This is a genomic window from Bdellovibrio sp. HCB-162, assembly GCF_047344985.1.
In the GTDB taxonomy this organism is placed as follows: Bacteria; Bdellovibrionota; Bdellovibrionia; order Bdellovibrionales; family Bdellovibrionaceae; genus Bdellovibrio.
Genome location: NZ_CP178861.1, coordinates 1,089,419 through 1,109,129 on the forward strand (window position 1 = coordinate 1,089,419; position 19,711 = coordinate 1,109,129).

General features: G+C 45.1%; 16 protein-coding genes. 13 read left to right on the forward strand and 3 right to left on the reverse strand.

Annotated elements, in window-relative coordinates; translation table 11 throughout:
• Window position 1: 1 nt before the first annotated feature.
• From ACLSSO_RS05320 to ACLSSO_RS05335, 4 genes are read left to right on the forward strand one after another with little or no spacing between them, the layout of a single operon-like run.
• The gene (locus ACLSSO_RS05320; protein WP_413944281.1) at window positions 2–1,159 is read left to right on the forward strand and encodes a hypothetical protein; all 1,158 of its coding nucleotides are present in this window, start codon (window positions 2–4) and stop codon (window positions 1,157–1,159) included.
• The gene (locus ACLSSO_RS05325; protein WP_295905195.1) at window positions 1,156–1,863 is read left to right on the forward strand and encodes an outer membrane beta-barrel domain-containing protein; all 708 of its coding nucleotides are present in this window, start codon (window positions 1,156–1,158) and stop codon (window positions 1,861–1,863) included. Before ACLSSO_RS05320 ends, ACLSSO_RS05325 begins: the two co-directional genes overlap by 4 nt.
• Window positions 1,860–3,449: a tetratricopeptide repeat protein gene (locus tag ACLSSO_RS05330; protein ID WP_413944282.1), complete on the forward strand. Its 1,590-nt coding sequence runs from the start codon at window positions 1,860–1,862 to the stop codon at window positions 3,447–3,449. The genes ACLSSO_RS05325 and ACLSSO_RS05330 overlap by 4 nt, the downstream gene beginning before the upstream one ends.
• Before the next feature lie 2 nt (window positions 3,450–3,451).
• Complete coding sequence (locus ACLSSO_RS05335) at window positions 3,452–4,468, forward strand: VWA domain-containing protein (RefSeq protein WP_413944283.1); 1,017 nt, start codon at window positions 3,452–3,454, stop codon at window positions 4,466–4,468.
• Window positions 4,469–4,541: 73 nt separating this feature from the next.
• On the opposite strand, the gene ACLSSO_RS05340 is transcribed toward ACLSSO_RS05335, so the two are convergent.
• Window positions 4,542–4,856 carry a hypothetical protein gene (locus ACLSSO_RS05340; protein ID WP_295905189.1) on the reverse strand — a complete coding sequence of 105 codons (315 nt, stop codon included), beginning with the start codon at window positions 4,854–4,856 and terminating at the stop codon, window positions 4,542–4,544.
• A gap of 283 nt (window positions 4,857–5,139) precedes the next feature.
• On the opposite strand from ACLSSO_RS05340, the gene ppdK reads away from it, so the two are divergent.
• Complete coding sequence (gene ppdK, locus ACLSSO_RS05345) at window positions 5,140–7,854, forward strand: pyruvate, phosphate dikinase (RefSeq protein WP_413944284.1); 2,715 nt, start codon at window positions 5,140–5,142, stop codon at window positions 7,852–7,854.
• A gap of 181 nt (window positions 7,855–8,035) precedes the next feature.
• Window positions 8,036–10,660, forward strand: coding sequence for an RCC1 domain-containing protein (locus tag ACLSSO_RS05350; RefSeq protein ID WP_413944285.1), 2,625 nt, complete (start codon window positions 8,036–8,038; stop codon window positions 10,658–10,660).
• Here the strand turns inward: ACLSSO_RS05350 and ACLSSO_RS05355 are convergent.
• Window positions 10,632–10,886 (reverse strand): HNH endonuclease, encoded by a 255-nt coding sequence (locus ACLSSO_RS05355; RefSeq protein WP_367276431.1) that lies wholly within the window; start codon window positions 10,884–10,886, stop codon window positions 10,632–10,634. The two genes, ACLSSO_RS05350 and ACLSSO_RS05355, sit on opposite strands and share 29 nt — an antisense overlap.
• 149 nt (window positions 10,887–11,035) lie before the next feature.
• Here ACLSSO_RS05355 and ACLSSO_RS05360 point away from each other — a divergent pair, with 149 nt between their 5' ends.
• The 6 genes from ACLSSO_RS05360 (at window position 11,036) to ACLSSO_RS05385 (ending at window position 18,445) form a co-directional block, all read left to right on the forward strand.
• Complete coding sequence (locus ACLSSO_RS05360; RefSeq protein WP_295905958.1) at window positions 11,036–11,665, forward strand: LysE/ArgO family amino acid transporter; 630 nt, start codon at window positions 11,036–11,038, stop codon at window positions 11,663–11,665.
• A gap of 82 nt (window positions 11,666–11,747) precedes the next feature.
• Entirely contained in the window at window positions 11,748–12,203 is a 456-nt protein-coding gene (locus tag ACLSSO_RS05365) for an ankyrin repeat domain-containing protein (RefSeq protein WP_413944286.1), read from the forward strand.
• Window positions 12,204–12,392: 189 nt separating this feature from the next.
• Window positions 12,393–12,923, forward strand: coding sequence for a hypothetical protein (locus ACLSSO_RS05370; RefSeq protein ID WP_295905960.1), 531 nt, complete (start codon window positions 12,393–12,395; stop codon window positions 12,921–12,923).
• Window positions 12,924–13,179: 256 nt separating this feature from the next.
• Window positions 13,180–16,767 (forward strand): chromosome segregation protein SMC, encoded by a 3,588-nt coding sequence (gene smc, locus ACLSSO_RS05375; protein ID WP_413944287.1) that lies wholly within the window; start codon window positions 13,180–13,182, stop codon window positions 16,765–16,767.
• A gap of 183 nt (window positions 16,768–16,950) precedes the next feature.
• Window positions 16,951–17,784 carry a DUF6662 family protein gene (locus ACLSSO_RS05380; protein WP_295905839.1) on the forward strand — a complete coding sequence of 278 codons (834 nt, stop codon included), beginning with the start codon at window positions 16,951–16,953 and terminating at the stop codon, window positions 17,782–17,784.
• A 112-nt stretch (window positions 17,785–17,896) separates the two neighbouring features.
• The gene (locus ACLSSO_RS05385; protein ID WP_413944288.1) at window positions 17,897–18,445 is read left to right on the forward strand and encodes an NADPH-dependent FMN reductase; all 549 of its coding nucleotides are present in this window, start codon (window positions 17,897–17,899) and stop codon (window positions 18,443–18,445) included.
• Between the two features lie 14 nt (window positions 18,446–18,459).
• On the opposite strand, the gene ACLSSO_RS05390 is transcribed toward ACLSSO_RS05385, so the two are convergent.
• The gene (locus ACLSSO_RS05390; protein WP_295905841.1) at window positions 18,460–19,101 is read right to left on the reverse strand and encodes an NAD(P)H-dependent oxidoreductase; all 642 of its coding nucleotides are present in this window, start codon (window positions 19,099–19,101) and stop codon (window positions 18,460–18,462) included.
• 180 nt (window positions 19,102–19,281) lie between these two features.
• Between ACLSSO_RS05390 and ACLSSO_RS05395 the strand changes: the two genes are divergently transcribed.
• The gene (locus tag ACLSSO_RS05395; protein WP_295905842.1) at window positions 19,282–19,692 is read left to right on the forward strand and encodes an RrF2 family transcriptional regulator; all 411 of its coding nucleotides are present in this window, start codon (window positions 19,282–19,284) and stop codon (window positions 19,690–19,692) included.
• Window positions 19,693–19,711: the final 19 nt, after the last annotated feature.

Here is a 19,711-nt window from a genome sequence, read left to right on the forward strand (position 1 = left end):
AATGAAGGTATTGTTGGCTTTATTGACAAGCTTAATGTTTTTGACTGCTTGCGAACTGCAACAGGATCCAATCAAAGGAGCTTCTGATCAGGTTCGCCAAGGTGTTCCTCCAACATCGAACAAGCCGGTGGCGGCAAAGCCTCTTCCTAAAGAAGCTTTGCAAATCGATGCTCCAACATTGGTGAATGGCCGCGTGGGTGCACCGGTTGAATTCAAAATTTTGGGTCGTGTGATGACTCCAGACGTAGGATTCAAAATCTCTATCGATAATTTGGCTGATTTCCCTGGTGCGACGTTTGACGACACAACAGGTGATTTCAAATGGACTCCTTCAAAGAAAGAAGTGGGCAGTTTCCCAAGCATGGAACTTCCTCTTCGTGTGACTTTGGCAACAGAAGTGTCAGCAGCAAGCCCGACGATTTCTGTTGAGAAAAAAGTGATCTCTTTGATCATCCAAAACGCATACTCTAAGCCGATCGTCAACACAGTGACAGGTCCGACGAGCGTGACAGTAGGTTCGACTTACGACTTTGATTTCACAATGGAAGACGTGGATGCATTGAATGAGACGGATGCCTCTATTCAAGTAAGAGATTGCACAACAAGCTACTACAGCGATTCTATCGCTCACTTGGTTGAAGTAAGAAACGTGGCGGCGAACACAACGACTCCGAATAAATACCAAGGAAAAGTAAGACTTGATTTGACGAAAGCAGGCCTTCTTTCTTCTGGAACATACTGCTTCGGTTTGCAGGCCGTTTCTAAGCACGGTGTGGTTTCTGATCTTTATAAAAGAGAAATCACTATCGAAGCTAAGATGAAAAACACAAGAATGACGATGGAGACGGCTCCTGAAGTGAGAGTCGGCGAGAAGATCCAAATCGGATTTGCGATCTATGACCCAACAGGAAACGGACAATTGACAATGAAGTCTCAAGACGACATTGCGACAATCCTTCCGGGCTCTTCTTTGACTTGCAATCGTTCTTTCTCAACGAAATACCAACTTGATTGCAAAGGTTTGATCGATGCGACTTCAGCGACAGTGAAAGTTTACGAAGTGAACTTTGTTGTTGAGAACGCAGGTTCTAACTCTGTTCAAAAAGTGACAACTAACCACACTCTACGCATTAACGTTAAAGCGGCGGTGACTCCATGATGAAATCTCTTTTAATCCTAGCTCTTTTTGCATCTTCAACAGCTTTCGCTCAAGTTGAGCAAGAGTTGGACTCTTTCGGTGGTAACGAAGCGCTTTACATGAAAGCCAAAGCGTTGAATCCGGAAGTTGAAAGCGACGTTGTTCAAAACCGTTTCTCTCAAAGAACAAACCGTTTTGAATTGGCTCCTGAATTTTCCGGCGTTTTCGGCGGTGATGCTTACAACCGTACAACAAACGCAGGTATCAACGTTCATTACCACATCAATCCAAGCTGGAGCGTGGGGGTGAAGTACAACTACGCGTTCAACAACCTGACTCCGGAAGGTCAGTCCATGGTGGACAAGGCTTCTAAAGCGGCGGCTGAGAATCCGAAAGATCCAAATTATCTTTTCCCACAAGTGATCTATCCAAAGTCTGAAACTTTGGCTTTGGTGAACTGGTATCCAGTGGTTGGTAAGTTGAGCTTCGGTAAATTGGGTGTGGCTCACTTCGACACTTACTTGCTTGCGGGTTATGGAAACATCGAGCTTTCTAATAACACGACTTCAGAAGCGACTTTGGGTGTGGGCATGGGATTCTGGATCAATAAGAATCTAACGACTCGCCTTGAGTACCGTGCGCAACAATACAAAGCGGAATACTACGATAAAACACAAGACATGCTGACAGGCGTGGGCTCTGTACAAATGGGTTGGATGTTATGATGTTAGTTAAATCATTAACAGTAGCTTCTTTGCTTTTAGGAACTCACGGGGTGGCTTTTGCGGAAGACGACCTCATGAGCATCCTTGAAGGTAAAACAAGCCAAGCAGCAGCACAATTCGTTGAAAGCGAAGAAGTGGCAAAGCTTAAAAAAGCGGTGAACCCTTCTTCGGCTGAACAAAATATTTTCTTCCAATTCTTGGTCGAGAAAAACTATGAAAAGGCGATGTTCCAATGGAGCACGGCTTTCAATGGTTCAGCTTTCCAAGCAACGGAAACAGGCAAAGCTCTTGAAGCTTTCTTGAATTTCAAAAATGGTTTGAAACTCACAGGCGTTGAAAGTCTTTTGGCGATCCAAAATCCACAAAAGATTGATGCGACAGTGATCAGCCTTTGGAAAGAAAACTTGAACGACAAAGACCCTGTATGGGGTATGGCGCAAGTCACTTGGAATCCTTACTGGACAACAGTGTTCGGAACGGGTGCTGAGATGGCCGTGGTTTTGCAAAAAAGCTACGTGACTGAAGACATCGCTGCTTTGACAGAACTTATCAAGAAGACTCCGGTTGATTCGGTAGAACGCAATATCTTGCAATGGCAATTGGTTTTGAACCTCGGTATCCGTGGTGATGCTGGTAAAGCCGCGCAAGTTCTTGCGCACTTGATGAAAGCAAAAAACAATCCGATCGACAAAGACCTTATGACAATCACAGCGGGTCGTTTGTTGTATCAAAACGGATTCTTGGATGCTTCGTTGAAATACTACGAAAAGATTTCTAAGAAATCAGACTACTGGTTCCAGGCACAAGAAGAGATGGCTTGGGCTTACATGAGAAAAGGTGAGCCGCAAAACGCGATGGCAATCACAAAGACTCTGACTTACCCGCACTTTAAAGGTTGGGTGGGAATTGAATCTTATCTTTTGGGCTCTTTCAGCAGCTTGAAAGTTTGTGACTACCCAGGTGTTTTGACAACGATGAAGTCCATCAAAACTCAATTTGGTGAGCACTTAGTGGCTCTTGAAAAATTGAGCACAGATCCTCACCAACCGGCAGTTGCTAACTTGATGAAGGCTTTGTCTGAAGGACCTGTCAGCACAGCGAAGTTGGGTAAAGACGCGCATCAGTTGCCAACAGTGGCTTCTAAAGATGAAGTTTTGTCTTTGCTAGTAAAAAGACACCAATACTTGATGAAAGAGTCTGAGATTGCGGAACAGCTTTACACTCGCTCTTTGACGTTTGGAAACTTGCAAGGTCAGTACGAAACTTTGAAAAACCAAGTGCAAACTCGCGCTCAGATGACTCAAGGTGCGGGCTACCAACGTGTTCAAGAATTGGCGAAAGCGGAACTTGAAGATTCAAAACAGGTTATGCAACGTCTAAGAATTGTTGAAGTGGAGATGATCCAACAAGTGGACTCAGCTTCTAAATTCCTGAAGCATGCGAATGCTTCTGAAGCGAAAATGGGTTCAACAGGTTCGGGCGCTAAATTTGCGATGAATTTCTCTAACGACAAAGAAATTTGGTTCGATGAACTTTCAAATTTCAAAGTCGATGTTAAAAAAGGTTGCTCGAAAGGGAAGGAGTAAGAATGAAGAACTTTACTAAAGCTCTTTCACTTGTTCTTGCTTTGTCAGTTGTGGGTTGCGGAATTGAATCCAGCAAAAACTTGTTGGTGCCAAAATCTGTGATTCCTAAAGAAGAGTTCTCCGAAAAACCAAAGGACTTTGAAGCTTTCAATCCAAAAGTAGACATTCTTTTCGTGATCGATAGCTCGGGAAGTATGGATTCCGCTCAGCAAAACTTGAGCCGCAATGCCTTCCAATTTGCCGATGCTATTTCAAAAGTATCTTTGCTTGATTACCATATCGGTGTTTTGACAACGGATATGAACGATTGCCGTGACAATTGCGGAAAGCTTCAGGGCTTCCCAGCGTTCTTGCAAAAATCCACTCCGGATTTCGTGGGACTTTTGTCACGCAGAATGCAAGTGGGCACTGACGGAAGCGCTTCAGAAGAAATGTTTGGTCCGGTTGTCGCAGCTTTAAGCTCGCCGCTAGACACAACAACGAATGCGGGCTTCTACCGCCAAGATGCGTTCTTGGCTGTGATCTTCATCACAGACGCGAAAGATCAATCGAGATATTCTCCGCAAGAACTTCTTCAGTTCTTGAGAAGCAAAAAGGTCGATCCAAACCGCGTTTTGGCTTACGGTGTGATCCGCACTTTGGCTGAAGAAAAATCATGCGAGTCTTCAGAAGACTTGGACAGCAAGCTTGAAGATTTCTTGGCGTCTGTTGCGAACGGTGACAGAACTCAGAAAAACATCCTCAGCCTTTGCGCTCCGGACTACGGTATGAAGTTGGCGGAATTCGCGAAAGACATCGTGAAAAGAACTGCGGGCTCTGTGAAATTGACTCGTGTTCCGAACGCAAAAACAATCAAGGTGTCTTACGGAACTCAAGTGATTCCGAACGATCCGGTAAAAGGATGGGTTTACCAACCTTCGACAAATTCAATCCTTCTTGCAGAAGGTATTGAGTGGGTGGATCAAGGACCGAATGTGGGCTTGAGCATCGACTTCGAAGTGATCGATGTAAAAGACTAAAAAGTTTTAAAGATAAAAACAAAAAGGCTTCAAGGAAACTTGAAGCCTTTTTTATTTTCAGAGTTCACAGAAATTAGTAAAGATAGATGCTTTCAGGTCCATCGTTCACGCTGCGGTAAACGATCCCAGAAACAGTGTCGCCGACTTTCACTCCACAAGAAGTGATCACGCCAAAAGAACTCACTTCGTCGATATCCAAAGGACAGGCGTAAGAAGGGTTCAACATCCAGTTACCAGTCCACGCAAGTTTCACGCGGCATTGACCGTTTTCCAAAGCTTCCACAGAGCGAGCTTGAGCGATCATTTGCGCTTCCAGATTATTGCAAGCTTGATAAGCAAATGCTGAATTTGTAGTCAAAAGAGCCAAAACAAATGCGATCTTTTTCATGGATTTATCTCCTGTTTATTCTCGATGCGCCCTTGTAGCACAGGATTTGGGCGGAGTTCTTTAAGAATTGGTCAGTATTGTGAAAACATAAAAATTCTCTAAGTACGCAGAAAATAAAGTGTTTTTCAGCTCCTCGAAAATGGAAACTATTTCGAGCAGAGGCTCTAATAACTCATTGCAAAGGCATTTAAAATAGTCATTGATATTAAGCACTTAGCAGTGTTTTATGGGGAGGACTACGAAAATAGTTAGACGACCTTTTTACTCTTCTGGAGGGAGACTTATGCACCAGAACGTAAACACTGAAAGCAAATCATCAACAACCACGGCGATCCCGCAGAAGTTCGTATATTTCTTCTCCGCAGGTGAAACGGAAGGCAACGCTGGGATGAAAAACATCCTCGGCGGTAAAGGAGCCAATCTCGCAGAGATGACTTCTTTGGGAATTCCAGTTCCTCCGGGCTTTACGATTTCGACAGAGATCTGCACGCACTTCACTGAAGCTGGCGGCAAACTTCCTGAGTGGGTTCGTCCTGCCGTCATCGCAGCGATGAATAAAGTGGAAGCAAAGATCGGTAAAAAATTTGGCGACGTGAACAATCCTCTTTTGGTTTCTGTTCGTTCAGGAGCCCGCGCGTCTATGCCAGGTATGATGGATACAATCTTGAATCTGGGTTTGAACGATCAAACTGTTGAAGGCTTGGCGAAGTCTTCCAACAACCCACGTTTCGCGTGGGATTCTTATCGTCGTTTCATTCAAATGTACTCTGATGTTGTGATGGGCATGAACTCTTCACTTCTTGAAGTGACATTGGAAGATTTGAAAGAAGAAAAACACTACAAGCTCGACACAGAAATGACTGTTGATGATTTGAAAGTGCTTGTTAAAAAATTCAAAGACCTTGTTCATCAAATGACAGGTCAATCTTTCCCGGCGGATCCTTGGGAACAATTGTGGGGCGCCGTCTCTGCGGTTTTCCGCTCTTGGAATACTCCGCGCGCGATCACTTACCGTGAACTTCACAGCATCCCTGCAAGCTGGGGAACTGCGGTGAACGTTCAATCCATGGTTTTCGGTAACATGGGCGATGACTCTGCAACGGGTGTGGCGTTCACAAGAAATCCATCAACAGGTGAAAAAGCGTTCTTCGGTGAATTCTTGATCAACGCTCAAGGTGAAGACGTTGTTGCGGGTATCCGTACTCCACAACCAATCACAAAAATCGCGGCTGCAGCGGCCGGTGTAAAATCTTTGGAAGAAGCTCTTCCACAGGCTTACAACCAACTTGTTGAGATCTACAAAAAATTGGAATCTCACTATCGCGATATGCAAGACATCGAGTTCACAATTGAGCGCGGTGTTTTGTGGATGCTGCAAACTCGTAACGGAAAAAGAACAGCGGCAGCAGCTTTAAAAATCGCCTGCGACATGATCGATGAAAAGTTGATCACAGAAGAAGAAGCTATTTTGCGTCTAGAGCCGCAAGCTTTGGATCAGCTTCTTCACCCAACTCTAGATCCTAAAGCACAGAAAACAGTTCTTGCGAAAGGTTTGCCAGCGTCTCCAGGTGGCGTGAACGGTCAAATCGTTTTCACATCTGAAGAGGCGGTGGAGTGGAAAGAACAAGGCAAAAAAGTCATCCTTGTTCGTATCGAAACATCTCCTGAAGACATCGCAGGAATGGTGGCAGCTCAAGGTATCTTCACAACTCGTGGTGGTATGACATCGCACGCGGCGGTTGTGGCTCGCGGTATGGGTAAATGCTGTGTGGCTGGTTGCGGAGAAGTTGAAGTGGACTATCGCACGGAAACGATGAAAGTGAAAGGCTACGTTCTTAAAAAGGGCGATGTGATCACTTTGGACGGTTCAACGGGTGAAGTCTTCTTGGGCGAAGTAAAAACAATCGAGCCAAAACTTGAAGGCACTTTCGAGCGCATCATGAAAATCGCTGACCGCGTTCGTAAATTGAAAGTTCGCACAAACGCTGACACTCCAAAAGACGCGCAAACGGCGCGCAACTTCGGTGCAGAAGGTATCGGTCTTTGCCGTACCGAGCACATGTTCTTCGGTGCAGATCGTATCGACGCTGTTCGTGAGATGATTATTGCTGATAACAAATCCGAGCGTGAAAAAGCCTTGGCAAAACTTCTTCCAATGCAAAGAGATGACTTCTATCAACTCTTTAAGATCATGGACGGTTTGCCAGTGACGATCCGTTTATTGGATCCACCTTTGCACGAGTTCGTTCCTCACACAGACGAAGAAACAAAAGAATTGGCGAAGCGTTTGGGCACAGACTTTGATCGTTTACGCTCAAAAGTAAAAGCCTTGCACGAATTCAACCCAATGCTAGGTCACCGTGGCTGCCGTTTGGCGATCACATATCCTGAGATCTACATCATGCAAGTGCGTGCGATTGCTGAAGCGGCAGCGCAATTGGTTGCTGAAGGTAAAAAACTTGTTCCGGAAATCATGATCCCACTTGTTGCTACAGACAAAGAGTTGGATTTCTTGCGCACACTTTCCATCAACGAAGTGAAAAAGGTGCAGGCAGAAAAGAATGTGAAGTTTGATTATCAAGTAGGAACAATGATCGAGCTTCCACGTGCCGCGATCACGGCTGATGCGATTGCTGAGCACGCCGACTTCTTTAGCTTCGGTACGAACGATTTGACTCAAACAACATTGGGTCTTTCTCGTGATGACTCCGGCCGTTTCTTGGGCTCTTACGTTTCTTCTGGCATCTTGCCAAAAGATCCGTTCATGTCGATTGATCAAGTGGGCGTGGGTTCTCTTGTGAAAATGGGAACAGACCTAGGTCGTCGCACGAAGCCTGATTTGAAAGTCGGCGTCTGCGGTGAGCACGGCGGTGACCCAGAATCCATCGAGTTTTTCCATCGCGTAGGACTTGATTACGTTTCTTGCTCGCCATTCCGCGTACCTATCGCACGCTTGGCCGCAGCTCGTGCGGCTTTGATGGGGAAAAAGCTTCACTAAGTCGAAAATACCAAGACAATTTGAAAAAGCCACATCGCTAAACCGATGTGGCTTTTTTTATTATTAAATCTTGAGTCTCGTTGGATCAAAGGAGGGAATGTTCTCTATGAGAGAGCGCTCTTTGTTGAGACATCAAAGGTAACCTCAATAATCTTTTTAAAACAGCCGATATAATACCCACATGAAAATCACTTACTTCGGTACTTTCTTGCTTAGTGTTTTATTGGTTTGTCCGGGCTGTTTTGTTGACGTTCACTTAGAGAATCAGCTGGCCGGAGAACTAGGTAAATTCGTAATTATATCTCGCTCTGAGACAACATCTGCTGCAAACAAAATTCCATATGTTGAATTCGAAGTAAATTTTTCGGAGGACATAAAGAGAAACACTCTCGAAGCGGGCGATTTTGAGAATATCAATGCGGGCACTCCGGTCGTCTGGGATCTTGAGGAGACCGCGGAATCAAAAAAATTCATACTCAAAGGATATGCCCATGGGGAAGTGGGGGAGTTAAAGCCTCGATTGCGGGAAAACTCCTTTGAGTGGAATGACGGAGTTATCAACGAAATTGCTTACTCGGGAGATGTGGCACAAGTTTCTGCAACATATGATTCCAATAAAGTGGCTTTGGGGTACGTTCATGGCTGTCGAGTTGATTCGCTTGGCGACGTCTATTGTTGGGGGGAAAACTACAGTGGTGCAGCAGGACCGATACCTGCGGGCTTTAATGTGTTTCGCCCACAAAGAATAACCACAAGTTCTATTACTGGAAGTAAAAAATTTTTGGACATATCGGCAACGGAAGAAAGTATTACTATCGGAAGAACTGCTGATAGAAAAATCTATCAATGGGGTTCTGATTTCTCCAGCGCAGGTTTTCCAGCAAGCCAGGCGGACGTCCCAGTGGAGTTAGATCTTTCGGCTCTTGATGCCGGTGAATTTCCGATCAGTCACGACGTCGGTTCTTGGAACACAAATCTATGTATTACCACCAATCTCGGAAGGGTCCTTTGTTCGGGCAGAAATGTCTACGGTGAAATTGGCGATGGAACCAATACGGATGCGGCTTCTCCGACACTCATTAAGGTGGATCATATTTCACCGTCTCCTTATTTTGTACAAGCGAATATCGGTGATGGTGTTGCCTGTGCTTTGACTCGAGAAGGTAAGGCTTACTGTTGGGGAAGGTTTGGAAATGTTACTGACGACGTGACTGCGGCGCCATCTAACATTCCTGTTGCTGTAAATACTTCGAACTTATTGCCTGAAGAGCGTTTTACCAGTCTGCATGTGGGGGCGGGAAAGACAGTTTGTGGCTTGACGACAAAGGGACGTATTTTGTGTTGGGGGGAAAACGACGGCGGAGAAATGGGAAATGGAACCACAAATATCAGTTATAACCCGACGCCCATGGACCTATCTGGATTGCCATCAGATGAACATCCTGTGCTTGTGCAGAGCCATTATTACCGGTCCTGTTTCACTACAAATAAATACAATCTTTATTGTGTCGGGAGCAATTGGGATGGTTCGTTGGGGGTTGGAAATGAGACCGACAGCTTGACTCCGATGAAAGTGGATTTTTCCGAATACGGCGCGCAGCAGATTGTAGCGATGAATGGGCACGAGGAAACCATGTGCGCCATCACAGCCAATGATGAGACATTTTGCTGGGGGGGATCGTATTACGGGCTCATTGGAACCTTCGACAATGGAGCGCTGAATGAAATCAACACCAGTGATCTTGCATTCGGAGTTTACTTTACCCAAGTCTCCGAAAGTTACGACCATGCATGCGCCATCGACAACTTTAAGAAATTGTATTGCTGGGGAGGGAATGCCAAAGGAGCCTTAGGCACGGGCGATAAGATACACCGAGAAAAACCCGTTCTTGTGAATACAACAACTATCGCGGGTTCGACGAATTTCATATCGGTTGTTGTTGGCGGAGGTATGACTTGCGCGGTAGCAGAAGACAATGAAGCCTATTGTTGGGGGAGTGGTTTTCTAGGAAATGGGCCTGCCGGTCAAAGCGATCTTCCAGTGCAAGTTAGTAAAACTAATCTTCCTGGAGGCGTTGGTTTTAAAAAGATCGCCGTATCTTCTTCGGGGCCGGGAACATTCATGGCGCTGGGAACTGATAACCAACTGTACTGTTGGGGAAGTCCGTTTTCCTATTTTTGTAACAGCGGAAGCAATGAGGAGATTCCGATTTTAAAAAGTTCTTCGGCTTTCTTAGATATTGATGCAATAGGAAGTCAGATTGTGGCTATTCAAAACGATTTTAGTATCCAATATTCCGGGGTGTTTCCCGAGCCGAGTAATGGCTATGTTAATTCGAGTTTGCAAACAGCCAGCTCTTCATTTGCGCATTCTGGTACGTTGACATCTATTCAGGCAGGCGGGTGTGTTTTAGACTCTGCCGGGGCGCTTGGATGTTGGGGGGCGGGAGGTGTGGCATCATCTACGATTTCCAACTTTTCTTTGAGTTCTCTTTCAGGATCACAGATCGTATCGCAACACCGAGCGGATTCAAATACGTGGTTCTTAGGATGCGCGATCATGGCCGATTCTAAGGTGGCTTGTTGGGGTAATGCAAAAGAGGGGTTTAATGGGGTCAGTGGCGGTGTGATTGGGCCGACATATGTTGATACATCCTCCGTGGTTGGGGGCTTTACTCCGACGACCCTTGAGGTGCGAAGTAATGTGTTAATAGCAACTCAGCAAGGAAAGCTTTATTGTATGGGAAGTTGCAATTTTGGCGTTCCTCAATATAAGCCTAAAAAAATTCTGTCTCCGGCTCAGTGAATCGCGGCTTTTTTCTGGCAATCCCTAAATGAGTGGCCGCGAGTTGATTGTGGGTTCGACACAGAACCCTCAAGTTTTCGGGTTGATTTGATCCACCTAATGCCAGCGGATGTACGTGGTCTACTTGCAGTTGAAAGGTAGAACTACATTTTGTCCCAGACGTCTGATCAATATATTCATCAATACCAGTGATGCACCTGTATTGACGACGGTCTCCGCAAAACATCCCGAAAATTCTACTTCATAAAATACGTCACCAAAATCGCAAACACCATCTATTGCATAAGACATCTCCTTGACCTCAAACATAAGCCTTTCGGCCTCAAGACAGTGTAAATTGACGACAACGCCAAATAAAAAAGATATAAAGAACTTATGAGTTCCTATTTTCTTCAAGGCTTCTTACTTCAGGGCAGTTTGATCTTCGCGCTCGGCGCACAGAATATTTTTGTTCTTGAGTCGGGCTTGCGCAAAAACAATCCGGCTCTGGTGGCTCTTGTGTGCACGCTCTGTGATTTGTTTTTAATTCTCTTAGGCGTTGTCGGAGCAGCGAGTGTCTTTATTCACTTTCCCATTATCAAAGTGATTTTCGGAGTCCTCGGTGTTTTGTTTCTCCTTTACTACGGAGTTCAAAAAATCCGCGAAGACGTCGTGACGTTGCCTCTAGCGACTCGCGCTCACAGGGGAGCGGCCAACAAGATCGTTATGCTTCAGGCGCTCGCGTTCAGCCTTTTAAATCCGCACGTTTATTTAGACACTGTTGTTCTGATTGGCGGAGTCTCAGCGAAATTTCCTGAACTCACCGCAAGACTTGTCTTCGCAGCCGGAGCTTCGACGTTTTCGGCGATCTGGTTCTTCGGACTGGGGCTGGGCGCGACGAAGATGAGACCACTTTTGCAATCGGCCCAACGTCTCCGTCGAGTCATGGTTGTCGCAGGAATTATTCTCATCCTCATTGGCTTGCAGCTCGCGCGGGAAGTGTGGACTTGGGGCCTTGCCCTTTAACACATTACTTAAATGCGAATATAAATAAATCCATTCCTTTCTTATTCTGAAGCCAAGTACGAAAGCAGAAAAAGAGGCAGTTATGGACGAGCTACAAGACGGCGTTTTTGAAAACGCACGCACGGGAAATTACGAAGCCCTTCGCAAGTACATTGAAAACAAGGGCGACGTGGAAGCGCGCAACCAACGCGGTTATTCTCTTTTGATGCTGGCGGCGTACAATCAACAATTCAGGGCTACGCAGCTTTTATTGGAACATGGAGCTGCCGTGAACTCTCAAGATCACGGAGGTAATACCGTGTTGATGGGAGCGGCCTTTAAGGGACTGAAAGAGATTGTGGGTCTTTTGCTCTCCAAAGGAGCCGACGTGCGAATTCAAAATGCACAAGGCATGACGGCGATGGATTTCGCAAAGATCTTCGCCCGTCGAGATGTGCTGACGCTCTTGTCGCAAGATGATTCGTCATCGTGGTACGAATCGTTTGAACCTCCTCCTTATATAGTAGAGAAAGATCCACAACAGACTGTCTCACCGTGAAACATTTTCTTTCAGAGTGACGTTAATGGGCCTGCCAAATCACGGCATTGTCAATGGAACAGACAGGAACAAGGCTCTCCATACTCTTTCCTTAGTCAGCTAATTGGTAGAAATGACTGTGCAATTTGAAAGTTGGCACGGGTTGGCCGACCTCTTGCTCTAGGTAAAGGCATTAAGGAAACAAATTTTATGAAAACATTAAATCTCGTATCTAAAATTTTTAAAGCGTTGTCTCTTGTGGCAATCACACTTCTTCTTGCGAATTGTAGCAAAGACAATAAAAGTTCAACGACGGTAGGTGCCTATCAATTAGTAAATGGTATCTGCTATCAAAACGTAAATGGTCAGTTGGTTCAACAATCGAACACAGCACTTTGTAACAATGCTGGCGGTTATCAGCTTATCAACGGTATGTGCTACCAAAACGTAAATGGACAGTTGATCCAGCAAGCAAACACAAGTCTTTGCACAAGCTCAACAGGTTCATATCAGTTGGTGAATGGTGTCTGCTACCAAAACATCAACGGCCAATTGATCCAACAAGCGAACACAAGCCTTTGCTATAACAATGGCGGATACAACAACGGTGGATACCAAACAATGGTGTGCACTGGAGCTTACACAGACGGTTATCAAATCGCTCAGTGTGGTACTCAGTTTAACTGCTCAGGTTACACATTGATGAATGTGCAAACTGGTCAAATCGTTCGCTGCCAATAATCCCTTCCAAGATACGAATTTAAACATGCGGCGCGCCAAACAAGGTGCGCCGTTTGTATTTCTGGCATTGCATAAGACCTAAGCACAATGAGCGTTGCAAAGAAACGCGATGCGAAATATAACCCATAAACTCTGCCTAAGTTTTCAGCGACACGTCCTCTTTTAAGAGCCTCTTGTTGACATACTTCCCAACACTCGCGAGATTGAAATGGTCCTTAGTCTAGCTAGACCAAGGGCGGTATTGAGGGGAAGTTTCGTGAGAATTAAAAAAATTGAACTGATTGGTTTTAAGTCTTTTAAAGATCGCACCGTCATCCACTTCGACGCCGGCATTACCGGTATCGTAGGTCCGAATGGTTGCGGTAAATCCAATATCGTTGATGCCCTCATGTGGGTTATGGGTGACCAGTCCGCGAAGGATCTTCGTGCATCACAAATGACTGACGTTATCTTCGGGGGAGCAGAAGGCTACGCACCACTGGGTATGTGTGAAGTGTCTTTAACTCTTGAAAATGACGGTGGCGCATTCCCAATTAAATATATCAAGCATTCTGAGATCATGGTGACTCGTCGTCTGCACAGAAGCGGCGAGGGTGAGTACTATATCAATAAAGAACCTGCTCGTTTGAAAGACGTGCAAGAGATCTTCATGGATACAGGTGCGGGCTCTAAAGGTTTCTCTATCATCGCTCAAGGTATGATCGGTAAGATCATCACTTCGAAACCTGAAGACCGTCGTATGTTGATCGAAGAAGCTGCGGGAATTACGAAGTTCAAAGCTCGTAAAAAAGAATCTCAGCGTAAATTGGTTTCTACAGATCAAAACTTGGTGCGTTTGCAAGACATCATTGGCGAGTTGAAACGCCAAATCGATTCTTTGCAAAGACAAGCGCAACGTGCGGAACGTTATCGCAATATCAAAAATCAAATCGAAGATTTGGATTTGTGGTTGTCGACAGCTCAGTACGTGGAGTTGAAGCGCGCCGCTGATGAAGCCCAAGCGATCTTCAATGAAGCGCAGAGCATGGAAGTGGAAGGCGACGCCAACCTTTCAACTCTTCAAGGCCAATTGGAAGTTTTGAAACTTCAAATTCTTGAAAAAGAAAAAATGGCGGAAGAGCACCAAAATCTTCACTTTGAAAAACAAAGCACTGTTCAGAAAAAAGAAATGGAGATCCAAGAGCTTCGTTTCGAAATCGAGCAGGCTCGTCGTAACGAGCAAATGACGGGTACGATCTTGCAAGAACAGCAAGCACGCCAAGAGTTGTTGGCTCGTGACAAAGCGGCTTTGGAAGCTCAAGTTGCAGAACTCAAAGAAGAAGCTGAAACATTGACAGCGACTTTCACAGAGAAAAACGACATCTTCCAAAACTTCAACTCTCGCATCGGTACTGTTGATGAAGATTTGACGACAAAACGTCGCGAGTTGTTCGCGGTGGGGCAGTCCGAGTCTTCTTTGGATGCTCGTGTGAATTCATTGTCGGCACAAATTGCTGATTTGACAGACCGTCAAGACAATGAACAACAAGTCTTGAATGAACTTCGTGAAAAACAAGTTGAGTTCGAAAGCCGCCGTAAAAAGGTGACAAACGAACTTGATAAAGAACGCCAAATGCAATTGGACTTGGCAAGCGACGTGGATTCTTTCGAAGCCAACAAAAAGATTCTCACAGAGTCTTTGGCAGAGAAAAAAGCCGAAGTGGAATCATTCAAAGATTCTTTGAATGAAGTGGCTTCTCGTTTGTACGGTCTAGAGAACTTGCAAAACAACTTCGAGGGTTTCCAAGAAGGTGTGAAGCAAGTGATGTTGTGGCAAAAAACTCGCACTCAAGAGTTGATGGCGGATGGTTCCGTTGTCACTCACTTCCAACCAGTTTCTGAGGTTGTTGAAGTTCCAGCAGAGTACGAAGTCGCTATGGAAGCAGCATTGGGTTCACGCCTGCAAATGCTTTTGTCTTCTGATGCGAACGTGGCTGTTGATGCCGTTTCTCACTTGAAAGAACAAAAATCCGGTCGTTCCAGCTTCATGTCTGCGAATGATCAAACTTTGACATACAACCGTTCTGAAGCTCCGATCGGTCAAGATGGCGTTCAAGCGATCTTGAAAGACGTGGTGAAAGCGGCTGATAAATTCCAAAATGCCGTCACTTATATGTTGGACGGTGTTGCAATCGTTGATTCTATCCGCACGGCTTTGAATCTTCGCGCAAAATACGCTGGCTGGACATTCGTAACTCTTGACGGTGACACATTGACGGCTGACGGTGTTTTGACGGGTGGTTCTTCTGAATCTGCGGACTCAGGCATGTTGAAACGCCGCCGTGAGATCAAAGAATTGTCAGAGAAAAAAGACGAATACGCTGGAAAACTTCAATTGGCTCAATTGGCTTTGAAAAAAGTTGAAGAACAATTGAACAACGTTGTGAACGATTTCGAAGGCGCACAAAAACGCAAAATGGATCAAGAGATCAAAGTTGCGGAATTGAGAAAAGACTTTGAACGCGCTGAAAATGAAGTTCAAAACGCTCAACAAGCGGTGGAACGCCAAGAACGCGAAGTCAAAAAATTGACTGAGCAATTGGAAGTTCAAGAACAGAAAATGGAAGAGTTGAATCAGGCCTTGATCGAAGCTCGCGAGAAGAAAATTCTTCTTGAGGGTGAAGTTGAGACTTTGAATAGTGAATTGAACTCTGTTCGTTTGGGTTTTGACGGTCTTCAGGCGGAAGTGACAGATCTTCAAGTGAAGTCCGCTTCTAAAACTCAAGAATACCAAGGTGTTCTAAGACAGCTTGAAATGGTTTCTAAGTCATTGGGTGACCTTGAAGCGCAACTCGCTCGTATGAGCGAAGAGGCTGAAGGCTACAACTCTCAAATGACTGAGAGCCAAATGCTTTTGGAAGAAAAGAAAATTGAATTCGAACGTCTTTTGGATGAAGTGGAGCAATTGAAACTTCAAGCGGCTCGCACAAAAGACGAATACGAAGTAATGGCTGAATCTATCCGCGCGATCGAAGAAGAAGCAAGTGCTTCTCAACGTGCTCGCAACGAAAGACAGCACAAAATGAACGACTCTCAATTGAAGCTTGAACAAGCTAAGATGAAAGAGCAGTACTTGATTGATCAAATCCGTGAGCGTTACATGTTGAACCTTCCGGATGTTATCGAGAAGTACGTAAACCGTGAAGGTGACTTCATGGCAGCAGATGCTGAACTTAAAGAACTTCGCGAGAAGTTGTCTAAGATTGGTGAAGTGAATCTTTCTGCAATTGAAGAGTACGAAGAAACAGCTCAACGTTATGAGTTCTTGACGAAACAACACGCTGATTTGACAGAAGCGAAAGAACAGCTCCGTAAAGTGATCGATCGTATCAACAGAATCTGCTCAAAACGTTTCAAAGAGACCTTCGATTTGGTTAACGACAGATTCACGCGCGTATTCCCAGTGCTCTTCGGTGGTGGTGAAGCGTGGTTGGAACTTGTTGAAGAGACAGAGAAAAACGAGGCCGGTATCGAAATCATCGCACGCCCTCCAGGCAAAAAGACTCAAAACGTGTCTTTGATGTCGGGTGGTGAGAAGGCGTTGACAGCGGTTGCGCTGGTATTCTCGATCTTCCTCGTGAAGCCTTCACCTTATTGTTTGCTGGATGAGGTTGACGCTCCACTTGATGACGCCAACGTCTTCCGTTTCAACGACCTTGTTCGTGAAATGGCGAAGCGTTCACAAATCATCGTTGTTACGCACAACAAACACACGATGGAAGTGGCTGGAAAACTTTACGGCGTGACTATGCAAGAGCGCGGAGTTTCCACAATGGTTTCTGTTTCTCTTCAAGATATTAAATAAGAATCAGAAATCGAAGACTGAAAATTCTAAAACCCGTAGAGAAATCTACGGGTTTTATTTTTTAAACCCCGTGGATGGAGATTTCTCATCACATTCTCAATTAGCTTGTTGCACAAGAGAGTCATTGTCAGGTAGCCGGTGAGGGCTTAAGTTTCGAGTCCTAAATACATTCGTGGAGAATTTATGAAATCCGTTAAATTGATGGCACTAGGTGCTTTGTTTTTTGCTACGTCTGCTCACGCAAGCGAAGCGTTCTTTGGTTATTCTTACGTAGCAGACACTCACGCCAAAGGAACTTGGGAGTACGAACAGCACAACACTTTGAGATCTGGAAAAGGCGAAGGCGAGTACAACGCTTTGGACGTTAAGTTTGAACTTGAAACGGGTATCACCGATAAGTTGCAAATGGCTCTTTACTTGAACACGTCTTACAACAACGTGAGCGGCAATCCTGAAATCGCTGACATCAACGAATTTGATGTGAACGGTTTGTCAGTCGAATTCCTTTACAATGTTCTAAGCCCTTATAAAGATTCTTTCGGTTTGAGCTTCTACGTAGAACCAGAAGTTGAAGTTCGTAAGAGTTCCTCAGGCCAACCTGTGAATAAAAAAGCGATCGATGCAAAAGTTATTTTGCAAAAGAACTTCTTAGAAAATTCTTTGGTCACAGTTTTGAACTTGAAACTTGAGCCGGAGTGGAAACGCGATGGAACTGAGCGCGAGTCATCACTTGAAGCAGGCATCACTGCGGGTGTTACTTACCGTGTTCAACCAAAAACATACGTAGGTTTGGAAATCGTGAACGACTTCGAATACGAAGACATGAACTTTGCAAAACAAGAATTCTACGCTTGGTCAGCAGGACCGACTGTACACTATGCTGCTGATAACTTCTGGTGGACTTTGACAGCTCTACCACAAATTTCAGCATGGCCAAAAACAGATGCTGACTTGAATTTGGATGAAAAAGAAAAATTCCAAGTTCGCTTCAAATTCGGTATTCCTCTAGCCGAATAAGTGCCAGGGGATTTTTTACGTCTACACTGCATTACAAAAAGGTACGCCGTACCTCTAAACCCTGTAGCGCCAGCTACGGGGTTTGTTTTATAGTGAAGTGGCTGGAGGCCTTGTGCGTATTTTAGCTATTTCCGGAAGTCTTCGTGCTCAATCGACAAACACGTATCTTTTGAAAGCCACGACGGAATTAGTTCCTGCCGGAGTAGAAATTGTTTTCTATGAAGGCCTTGCTTCACTTCCGCATTTCAATCCGGATTTAGACACCGAAAGCCCTCCGCCAACAGTTTCTGATTTTAGAAATGAATTGAAATCATCCCGCGCACTTTTAGTGTGCAGCCCCGAATACGCTCACGGAATTCCCGGAACTTTAAAAAATGCTCTCGATTGGATCGTCAGTAGTGGGGAACTTGATGGCATGCCTGTGGGCTTGATCAATGCATCGCCGTCTCCGATGGGACCGACTTATGCGCAAGAAGCTTTGAAAGAAGTTTTAAATGTGCTTTCTGGAAAGCATGTCATTGAAGATGCCATCGTCAGCGTTTCTGCAGTAAGAACAAAGTTGGATGAAAAAGGAAAGATAACGGAGGCCTCTTTAAGAGAGGCCCTAAAGTCTGGGGTGAACGCGTTGGTTAAGGCCGCCGCTGAAAAAGGCATCCGTTAGGTAAAAGGCGGGATCTACTTCACGTACTGAATAATTGCGTCTTCAGCGAAGCGGACTTTTTTGAGATTTTGGAAAGAATCTTCAGGATGTCGATATCCCAAAGCGACTGTAGCAACGGTTTTGTAACCCGAACCCTCAAGATCCAGGATTTTGTCGTACGCCGACGGATCTAAACCTTCCATCGGAGTCGCATCGATTTTCAACAATGCAGCGGTTTGCAACAAGAACCCCATAGCAATATAAGCTTGGCGTTGTGACCACACGCGGATTTTCTCCTCGGGAGCTTTCGCCAGATTTTCAATCATCATATTTTTATAGCCATCCAAAGACTCGGCCGGAACATTACGAACCTCGACGATACGATCGACATACTTTTGGATGAATGGCGGATCGATCTCAGGTTTGTACAAAAACACCACATAATGGCTCGCGTCCGTCACTTGGGTTTGATTCCAAGATGCGGCTTTTAGCTTTTCACGGATCTCAGGATTTTCAATCACGAGAAACTTCCAAGGTTGCACGCCGTACGAGGAGGGGGAAAGCTGCAACGATTGTTTTAGAAGGTTCCAGTCATTGTCTGAGATCTTTTTTGTCGCGTCATAGCGTTTTGTGGCGTATCGCCATTCTAAGGCTTCTTTAATGTTCGCATGATTCATATTTATCACTCCAGTGCGTTTGAGTCTTAATGTAACAGACACAAGCACAATATAAGCGGCGTTAAATCTAAATGCAACAGTAAAACGCACAATTAAAGTGAGTCCTCCTTATAATCGCTAATAAAGAGACCTTAGGTCCTTAAGATTGTTTATTTTTGAGGCTTAGGGTATGCTCAAAGCATGGTTGATCAAAGATTCTCTGTCTCAGTTCATATCATGACGGCGCTGGCCTTTCACAAGGGCGAGCTGATGACGTCAGAACAGCTTGCTGATAGCATTCGCACGAATCCAACTGTGATTCGCCGTTTGGTTGCAAAGCTTGTTGAGGCGGGGCTTCTTGAATCCTTCAAAGGAAAAGCCGGTGGAGTGCGCCTTTCAAAAGCCGCCAAAGAAATTTCTCTTAAAGATATTTACACCGCTGTCTGTGATAAGAAGTTGATTGCGACTCCGGATAAAGAACCTGCGAAGCAGTGTTTGGTGAGTTGCAATATGGGAAAACTTCTTGATGAAGTCGTCAATGGTATTGAAATCAACTCCATGAATTATCTTTCTAACATTCGTCTTTCCGAACTCACTTCCAAGATTAAATAAAGACTGTCAGCGAGGCCTG

What these genes read in the sequence shown, in the direction of transcription:
- ACLSSO_RS05320 (WP_413944281.1), top strand. Translation starts at nt 2, where the DNA reads ATGAAGGTATTGTTGGCTTTATTGACAAGCTTAATGTTTTTGACTGCT.
- ACLSSO_RS05325 (WP_295905195.1), top strand. Translation starts at nt 1,156, where the DNA reads ATGATGAAATCTCTTTTAATCCTAGCTCTTTTTGCATCTTCAACAGCT.
- ACLSSO_RS05330 (WP_413944282.1), top strand. Translation starts at nt 1,860, where the DNA reads ATGATGTTAGTTAAATCATTAACAGTAGCTTCTTTGCTTTTAGGAACT.
- ACLSSO_RS05335 (WP_413944283.1), top strand. Translation starts at nt 3,452, where the DNA reads ATGAAGAACTTTACTAAAGCTCTTTCACTTGTTCTTGCTTTGTCAGTT.
- ACLSSO_RS05340 (WP_295905189.1), bottom strand. Translation starts at nt 4,856, where the DNA reads ATGAAAAAGATCGCATTTGTTTTGGCTCTTTTGACTACAAATTCAGCA.
- ppdK (WP_413944284.1), top strand. Translation starts at nt 5,140, where the DNA reads ATGCACCAGAACGTAAACACTGAAAGCAAATCATCAACAACCACGGCG.
- ACLSSO_RS05350 (WP_413944285.1), top strand. Translation starts at nt 8,036, where the DNA reads ATGAAAATCACTTACTTCGGTACTTTCTTGCTTAGTGTTTTATTGGTT.
- ACLSSO_RS05355 (WP_367276431.1), bottom strand. Translation starts at nt 10,886, where the DNA reads ATGTTTTGCGGAGACCGTCGTCAATACAGGTGCATCACTGGTATTGAT.
- ACLSSO_RS05360 (WP_295905958.1), top strand. Translation starts at nt 11,036, where the DNA reads ATGAGTTCCTATTTTCTTCAAGGCTTCTTACTTCAGGGCAGTTTGATC.
- ACLSSO_RS05365 (WP_413944286.1), top strand. Translation starts at nt 11,748, where the DNA reads ATGGACGAGCTACAAGACGGCGTTTTTGAAAACGCACGCACGGGAAAT.
- ACLSSO_RS05370 (WP_295905960.1), top strand. Translation starts at nt 12,393, where the DNA reads ATGAAAACATTAAATCTCGTATCTAAAATTTTTAAAGCGTTGTCTCTT.
- ACLSSO_RS05380 (WP_295905839.1), top strand. Translation starts at nt 16,951, where the DNA reads ATGAAATCCGTTAAATTGATGGCACTAGGTGCTTTGTTTTTTGCTACG.
- ACLSSO_RS05390 (WP_295905841.1), bottom strand. Translation starts at nt 19,101, where the DNA reads ATGAATCATGCGAACATTAAAGAAGCCTTAGAATGGCGATACGCCACA.
- ACLSSO_RS05395 (WP_295905842.1), top strand. Translation starts at nt 19,282, where the DNA reads ATGGTTGATCAAAGATTCTCTGTCTCAGTTCATATCATGACGGCGCTG.